We start from the raw sequence: 2,694 nt of genomic DNA, 5'->3' as shown, positions 1-2,694 counted from the left end.
GCCACCAACGGTCGCTGAGGGAGGTCAGGATTATGGCAAAGGAAACCAAGGTTATTCTGACCGATACTGTGACCGATTTGGGTCACAAGGGCGACGTTGTCGCAGTCAAGCCCGGCTATGCGCGCAACTTCCTGATTCCCCAGGGCCTGGCTTTCGCCTGGTCCAAGGGCGCTGCTGCGCAGATCGAGTCCCTGCAGCGGGCCCGTCGCGCCAAGTCCATGGCCACTCGTGAGGATGCCGTGGCCGCCAAGGCCGCCATCGATGGGCAGACTGTCGAGATCGCAGCCAAGGTGTCCGATTCAGGCAAGCTCTTCGGCGGCATTTCCAACGATGCCATCGCCCAGGCTCTTCGCCCCCTGGCCGACGTCGATCCCCGCTCCATCTCCGTGGAGACCATCAAGACCACTGGCGAGTTCCCGGCAACCGTAGCTCTGCACCCCGAGATCTCGGCCGCTTTCACGGTCAAGGTCGTCGCTGAGTAGCAAATCCGACCCCGATTATCCCATTAACGATCCTTTGAAATAGGGATCTGGGCTTAAGCAGGAGGCCTTCCCGCAGCAGATTATACGCGGGAAGGCCTCCTTATGCGTTACAGGGGATTACTCAATTTTAGAAATTGCCGCCGTTCCAACCCCAGTCAGTAGTGGCCGTGTAACGGATGTAGGTGCGGTCCTTGGGGATGGACAGCTCCGATTCCAATGTGTCCATGATGGTCTTGGTCAGGCTTTCCCAGGCGGACTTGGGCACGTCGCTGCCGAAGACGTTGACTTCCACATAGGCGGCAGGCTTGCTGTCGTCACCGCTGAAGTAGATGGGCATGTCCGATTCGAAGGGGCACATGAGCCAGCCCTCGGACTTGCCCGGAACGGCGGTGATGGCCTTCCCGTAGGCCGTCTTGATCCGTTCACGCTGTTCGGCGGTGATCGGTGTACTTACATGAGTGTGAATAACAGGCATGGTGCTTCCTTTCCGGTCCGTCCGGCATGACCACTCAGGATGATTCGATCCGCCTGACGGATGGCTGACTATTCCCGTCCCATAGTAGCCTTGACTGGAAAGGTTGGCTCAGTGCCAGCCAAAGGGTTGGTGACGTAGGGACCAGGCTCCCAGACGGTGGGCCACCGAACGCGGGTTGACCGGCTTGCCAGGTGCAGGCGCGTCCAGCAGCCACTTGCGGATCAAGAAGTTCCAGATGGCCACCACGACGGTGGCAGTGATCTTGGCGATGTTGGCATGGAGCAGGTAGCGGGCGTGCATGGTGGTGATGGCATCCGGCGGCAGCATGGCAGTGCCAATCCATAGGATCACCTCGTTGATTCCCAGGCCGATGACTGAGGAGACCAGGAAGACTGTCATTTCCATCCACCGGGCCATGTCCTCCCGATGCTTGAAGACATAGCGCATGCTGGCCAGGTAATTGAAAACGAGGGAGATCAGGAAGGAGATGGCTCCGGCCAGGACATTGTTCAGGTGCGGCCCCATGATCAGCAGGTTCATGATGCCGATGTCGATCAGGAAAGCGATGACGCCCACGATGCCGAACTTGAGCAGCTGTCCGATTAATCTACGCACGGTAGCCAATTCAATCATTCCTCCTGTGCTGACGGAGTGCCGGGAACCGCTTGTGCGCAAAAGCCTTACGTTACGCCCTCAGGCGGGCAGCTCAGTCAGAATGGGCTCCTCAGTGCTGTTGCGGATTTGACGGAAGCCTACAAAGGCGATGGCCAGCGAGGCCAGAGCCAGAGTAGTGACCACCCCGAACCCGCCCTGGGATCCGTAACGGTCGATGAACTGCCCGGCCACAGCCGAACCGGCGGAAGAACCGATCGAATTCATGGCGCTCAGCCAGGCCATGCCTTCGGTGAAGCGGATGGGCGGCACCAGGTGGAGCATGAGCTGGTTGCCGTTGATCCATGTGGGCGCCTGGCAGACGCCGATGATCAGGTAGATGACCATGATGGTCCACAGATTCCTGGCGAACATGAAAGTTCCGATGCCCAGGTTGACCACTAGCAGGCAGAAGTAGAAACGCTTCCAGAGGGGGATGGTCCAGTTCTTGGCACCGTAGAGCAGGGCACCGACCAAGGAGCTGAAGGAGAAGCAGGCGAAGACGAATCCGGTCATCTGCTTCATCCCCTGCTCGGTGGCGAAGGCGATGATGGAGATGGATGCCGCGCTCTGGAAGGCTCCCAGGCCGAACCAGGTGGCACAGACGGCAATCATGCCGGCGCTCCAGAAGGCCCCGCTGCGGCCGTTCCCGCCTTCCTGGGCCCGAAGACGAGCCACCTGCTGAGCCTGTCGTTCCCGGTACTCCTTGCGGGTGATGCCCTGGGCGCGGGCCATGTCCGTCTGCGAAGGGGGCTCGGTTTCTCGACAGGAGAGGAACATAAAGGCTCCCACCAGCACGCAGATTCCAGTGAAAGAGAAAGCCAACACGCCCGAAATGACCGCCAGTATGGAAGCCAGTGGGTTGCCGATCACCCACATGGCCTCGTCGAAGACCCCTGACAGGGACAGGGCCTGGTTGGTGGCACGGTGGTCGCCGCGTAACATATGAGTCCACCGGCTACGGCTCATGGCTCCCCAGGGCGGAATGGCCGCCATGAAGGGGGTGACTAAATAGAGCACCCAGGTGGGAGCGTGGGCGGTGATGGCTGTGATCAGGACCGTGGCGGCCACAACCCAGACCAGAAC

At 60.1% G+C, this 2,694-nt stretch carries 4 protein-coding genes; 1 reads left to right on the top strand and 3 read right to left on the bottom strand.

From position 1 onward, the window contains the following. Nucleotides 1–32: 32 nt before the first annotated feature. Nucleotides 33–482 carry a 50S ribosomal protein L9 gene (rplI, locus tag AC0AP0_RS11495; protein WP_110412390.1) on the top strand — a complete coding sequence of 150 codons (450 nt, stop codon included), beginning with the start codon at nt 33–35 and terminating at the stop codon, nt 480–482. 127 nt (nt 483–609) lie between these two features. Here rplI and AC0AP0_RS11490 read toward each other — a convergent pair whose 3' ends face one another. The 3 genes from AC0AP0_RS11490 to AC0AP0_RS11480 all read right to left on the bottom strand — a co-directional run. After that, nucleotides 610–957 (bottom strand): phenylpyruvate tautomerase MIF-related protein, encoded by a 348-nt coding sequence (locus AC0AP0_RS11490; protein ID WP_490430565.1) that lies wholly within the window; start codon nt 955–957, stop codon nt 610–612. Nucleotides 958–1,065: 108 nt separating this feature from the next. Then, nucleotides 1,066–1,572 carry a GtrA family protein gene (locus AC0AP0_RS11485; RefSeq protein WP_254478158.1) on the bottom strand — a complete coding sequence of 169 codons (507 nt, stop codon included), beginning with the start codon at nt 1,570–1,572 and terminating at the stop codon, nt 1,066–1,068. Between the two features lie 78 nt (nt 1,573–1,650). After that, nucleotides 1,651–2,694 (bottom strand): MFS transporter (locus tag AC0AP0_RS11480; protein WP_490430564.1); only part of this gene is annotated, 1,044 nt, incomplete at its 5' end.

This window comes from Bifidobacterium sp. POST2/T3 (B1), from assembly GCF_058197115.1.
This window is presented reverse-complemented; position numbering and strand designations above follow the sequence as displayed.